Genomic DNA, 4,449 nt, shown 5'->3' with positions numbered 1-4,449 from the left:
ACGCCATACTTCACATCGTCCGCGCAGTGCGACGACATGGTCGGCGTGCCGAAGGTCAGCGGCAGCGCGCGGTATAGATCGGCCATCGAACTGCCGGGGCTGCGGTCCAGCATCTGGCAGATGGCAATGGCGGTGACCAGCCCATCGTCATAACCCCGCCCGATCGGCGGGTTGAAGAAGAAATGGCCCGACTTTTCGAAACCGGCGACGGCGCCAAGCTCGGCGACGCGGCGCTTGATGTAGGAGTGGCCGGTCTTCCAGTAGTCGGTGACGGCGCTGTTGGCGCGCAGCACGCTGTCTGTGTTGAACAGGCCGGTCGACTTGACGTCGACGACGAAGGTCGAGCCCGGATGCTGGCTGGAGATATCGCGCGCCAGCATCACACCGACCTTGTCGGCAAAAATCTCATTGCCCTCATTGTCGACGACGCCGCAGCGGTCGCCGTCACCGTCGAAGCCAAGGCCGACATCGGCTCCAGTCTCAAGCACCTTGTCCCTGATGGCATGCAGCATCTGCATATCCTCGGGATTGGGATTGTAGCGCGGAAAGGTGTGGTCGAGTTCGACATCGAGCGGGATGACCTCGCAGCCGATGCGCTGCAGCGCTTGCGGCGCGAAGGCGCCGGCGGTGCCGTTGCCGCAGGCGGCGACCACTTTCAGCTTTCGGGTGATGCGCTTGTCCTCGGTCAGATCGTCGAGATAAGTAGCGCGAAAATCGCGAACGAAATCGTAGGAGCCGCCGCCGACGAGATCGAAATCGCCGGCCAGTACAATCTGCTTCAGCGCGCTCATCTCTTCCGGCCCGAAAGTCAGCGGCCGCGCCGCACCCATCTTGACGCCGGTCCAGCCATTCTCGTTATGCGAGGCGGTGACCATAGCGACCGAAGGCACGTCCAGTGCGAACTGGGCGAAATAGGCCATCGGCGACAACGCCAGTCCGATGTCCCTCACCCGAGCGCCTGCAGCCATCAAACCGGACACCAGCGCCAGCTTGATGCCAAGCGAATAGGAGCGGAAATCGTGCCCGGTGACGATATCGGGACCGGCACCGACACGGCGGATCAGCGTGCCAAGCCCCATTCCGAGCGCCTGGACGCCATTCAGATTGAGCTCCGGCAGTTGCGCGGAGCCGGGATGGCCAAACCACCAGCGCGCATCATATTCTCGAAAGCCGGATGGCTTGATCAGCGCTTCGGTTTCGAACTCGAAACTGTTGGGCCGGGCGTCGCCAACGATGCTGAAGGACAAGACTGGAAAACTCCGAGTGGCGGAAATTACGAGTTGTCGAGGACTGCGGCTTAGCACAGAAGGCTTTAAGCCACGTTTATCCCAGGAGGGAATCCGAGCCTTTCGGGCTATGCTCGACGAAAGCCGATGAAATGCGACAGAAGTGCTGCCATGCCGCTTGCAGGAACGAAGTGTGGCGGCTATAAGCCCGCGGTCTGGTCACGGAGTGTAGCGCAGCCTGGTAGCGCACCTCGTTCGGGACGAGGGGGTCGCAGGTTCAAATCCTGCCACTCCGACCAGAAAAAACAAAGAGTTAGCGCATCCCGACTTCGGCGCTCCACCTGCCCCTCAAGCGAGATTACTCGCGTCTCCCCGCCGGCCGACAGCGATGCCTGTTGCACTGGACAGCAACCAGACGGTCAACCGGCCGCTTTATGCCTTCATACGTGCGCTCGCGGACAGATTCCGGAAAACATCTCAACTGGCACGCGCGTCCGGCTAGCGGAGGCCAAAAAAGCTCAAGATCGCTATCACGATGACCACAGCTCCAACGAGCCAAATGATATTGTTCATGATCTCTCTCCTGTTGCCTGGGGGAAGCCCGCGCCTCTGGCGGAGAACGCGGGCCGACCAGTCTTTGCCGACTGATCCGCAGCAGACACCAAATCGTGATCCCGGCTGCGAGAAATAAAACCATCAGGCACGTCTAATGTTCCGTCGTTGACGAGATCCGGCGATGACCAGTGAACGTTCGGGCCGATGCCGGACCACCGGAACCAAAGTGATCAGGGGCAGTTAATCCAATGAAGGGCTAATTAAGAAAATGGAGAAATTGCAATGAAAACAATGATCATGTGCGCGTTGGCGATTTCCATTGGACTGCCCGTCGTGGCTTCGGCAGCCGAAGCCGATGTGGTTGTTAGAACCCATCATCGACATCACGGCAGCGTCAAGATCATCAACGAAGACGGTCAGCGCTTGCACCACCGCCGCCATGGTACTGTGGCGTTCTACGACCATGGGCGCCGGCATCATCACCGCGATACCGTTGTCGTGACAGGTTCCGTTTCCACCCATCGCCACCACCATCGGCACCATCCCGTGGTGATCGAGAACGACGGGTACTGACCACAGATCTCCGGCCCGATTCTTGAAGGAATCGGGCCACGAGAGGCCCTTTGATCATGCTTTTGGCAGCACCGTCGGCAAGACAATTGCCCCTAGCCAGACTTAGGTCTGACCCCTGCCCGACCGAAGTCCAGGTTGGAAACGCATGCGCTTGCCCCAAATTCGGGGTGGCGGGCAAAAATGATCGATGAAACCAAGAGCAGCAGCATGTCGAACCGTGAGACCAAACGATCCGATGCCCTGAGCACGCGAGTAACAGAGATCAAGGCCAGGATGCAGCAAGCCCAGATTACCGAAGACGAGATGAAGACCTTCCAGAAGGTCGCGGCCATCATGGAGGGCGGCGAGGGCCGAATCGAGGTTGACGACCTGATTGCCGCGTCATTCCTCACCGACACGCTGCTGAACAGCCCGAAGCGTTAAGCGACCATGCCGACGATTAGCAGACTTTTTGATTCCCACGCCGATGCGACGCGGGTCGCTAGCGACTTGGTGGCGGCCGGAATTCCTCGCGTACAGATCGCGATCATCGGGCCTTACAATGACGAGACAGGATCTGTTTGGGTTTCCGCTTTGGGATCGGTACTGGGCGCTGCTGCCGGCGGGTTGGCATGTCTGAGCGTCGTTGCGGCAGTTGGCATCAATCCTGTTGCTGCGAGCGTATTGCCAACAGCGGTGGCTGGCGCGGTCTGTGGCGGCGTTGCCGGCGGTCTGTTTGGAACATTCGCCCTGCACGCCATGAAGGCGGATGATCAGGACGTGGCCGAGGGCGTCGTCCTGGTGACGGCGCATGTCGATGAAAATGACGCCGAGATCGCTCAGACAGTGCTCGGCGGTCCCCCGTCGACGTTGGTGGCCGAAGCAGCTTAGGAAAGCCGCCTCGACGTCGCCGGAACCGGCACTCTCCGTTTGCCAGCGATTGAACTCCACACCCGGCAGATAGCAATTCAGACTGGGGATGTTCCTGCCGTCGGCCCGCATGGCCGAACCCTGTGGCAGGTTGCTTCGCGGCCGCATATTTTGACGAAAAGGCCCGTCGGCTCTAGGGTCGATGGACCTGATGGAATGAGTGAAACGGCGGGCCGAGTGCGACATGAATTTGAATTCAACCACAGCCCCGCCCTTGATTCTTGTGATGACGCTGGTTCTCGTCGCTGGCTGTTCATCGCTCGGCAGAACCGTCGATCCGGCGAAATACGATTCAATGACGTGCACCGACCTCAACAGTGCGATGGGAGACGTCGCCCGTGACATCTCGCAAACGGCAATCACGCGCGGCAAGGTCGCCAACACCAATGTTCCACGCTGGCTGCTCGGCGGCTCACGCGTGAAGACCGCGGTAGCCAACCGTGAAACAGCCAGGATCGACCGGCTTAAGCAGCAACAGGATGCCATTGCCGCCGTGCGAGCGCGCAAGTGCCAGAGGTCCGCGAATTGAGCGGACAGCCAACGCCTCGGTGCAGAGCCCGGTTCAGGCGCTCAGGCGAAATCGCGTCACGTCGATCGCGGCGGCCATCAGCGTCTGTGTGTAGGCGTGCTGCGGATTGCTGAAGATCGCCTCGGTCGGCCCTTCCTCGACGATCTTGCCCTGTTTCATGACGATGATGTAGTCGGCCATGGCGCGCACGACCGACAGATCGTGGCTGATGAAGAGATAGGACAATTCGTGGTCCGCCTGCAGCTTGCGCAGCAGTTCGACGATCTGTTTCTGCACAGAGCGATCGAGCGCCGAAGTCGGCTCATCCAATACCACCAGCCTGGGCTTCAGGATCATGGCGCGGGCAATGGCGATGCGCTGCCGCTGACCGCCGGAGAATTCGTGCGGGTAGCGGTTGCGGGCGTTGGGGTCGAGGCCGACCTCGCGCAAGGCCTCGACCGCGCGTTGATCACGCTGCTTGCCCGAAAGGTCAGGCTCATGCACCAGAAGTCCTTCGGTGATGACCTGGCCGACAGTCATGCGCGGCGACAACGAGCCGAACGGGTCCTGGAAGACGAGCTGCATCTGGCGCCGCAGCGGCCGCATCGCCTGCCTGTCGGCTTGGGAAATGTCGCGATCGCCGAAACGGATGAGCCCGTCACTCGGCAACAGCCGCAG

At 60.6% G+C, this 4,449-nt stretch carries 6 protein-coding genes and 1 tRNA gene; 5 read left to right on the top strand and 2 right to left on the bottom strand.

Annotated elements, in window-relative coordinates; genetic code table 11:
• The coding region (locus ENZ75_RS22495) for a phosphomannomutase/phosphoglucomutase (protein ID WP_164887933.1) at window positions 1-1,247 on the bottom strand (1,247 nt) is incomplete at its 3' end.
• A gap of 201 nt (window positions 1,248-1,448) precedes the next feature.
• Between ENZ75_RS22495 and ENZ75_RS22490 the strand changes: the two genes are divergently transcribed.
• The 5 genes from ENZ75_RS22490 (at window position 1,449) to ENZ75_RS22470 (ending at window position 3,792) form a co-directional block, all read left to right on the top strand.
• Window positions 1,449-1,525: transfer RNA gene (locus tag ENZ75_RS22490), tRNA-Pro, on the top strand.
• A 538-nt stretch (window positions 1,526-2,063) separates the two neighbouring features.
• Entirely contained in the window at window positions 2,064-2,354 is a 291-nt protein-coding gene (locus ENZ75_RS22485) for a hypothetical protein (RefSeq protein WP_013532685.1), read from the top strand.
• A gap of 207 nt (window positions 2,355-2,561) precedes the next feature.
• Entirely contained in the window at window positions 2,562-2,777 is a 216-nt protein-coding gene (locus ENZ75_RS22480) for a hypothetical protein (protein WP_024503705.1), read from the top strand.
• 6 nt (window positions 2,778-2,783) lie between these two features.
• Window positions 2,784-3,224 (top strand): hypothetical protein, encoded by a 441-nt coding sequence (locus ENZ75_RS34390; protein ID WP_063167694.1) that lies wholly within the window; start codon window positions 2,784-2,786, stop codon window positions 3,222-3,224.
• 223 nt (window positions 3,225-3,447) lie between these two features.
• Complete coding sequence (locus tag ENZ75_RS22470; RefSeq protein WP_013532688.1) at window positions 3,448-3,792, top strand: hypothetical protein; 345 nt, start codon at window positions 3,448-3,450, stop codon at window positions 3,790-3,792.
• A 33-nt stretch (window positions 3,793-3,825) separates the two neighbouring features.
• Here the strand turns inward: ENZ75_RS22470 and ENZ75_RS22465 are convergent.
• Window positions 3,826-4,449 (bottom strand): ATP-binding cassette domain-containing protein (locus ENZ75_RS22465; protein WP_164887932.1); only part of this gene is annotated, 624 nt, incomplete at its 5' end.

It is taken from the genome of Mesorhizobium sp. M7A.F.Ca.CA.002.04.1.1 (genome assembly GCF_004022805.1).
In the GTDB taxonomy this organism is placed as follows: domain Bacteria; phylum Pseudomonadota; class Alphaproteobacteria; order Rhizobiales; family Rhizobiaceae; genus Mesorhizobium; species Mesorhizobium ciceri.
The sequence above is the reverse complement of the archived record's forward strand: the minus strand, read 5'-3'. Positions and strand labels throughout refer to the sequence as shown.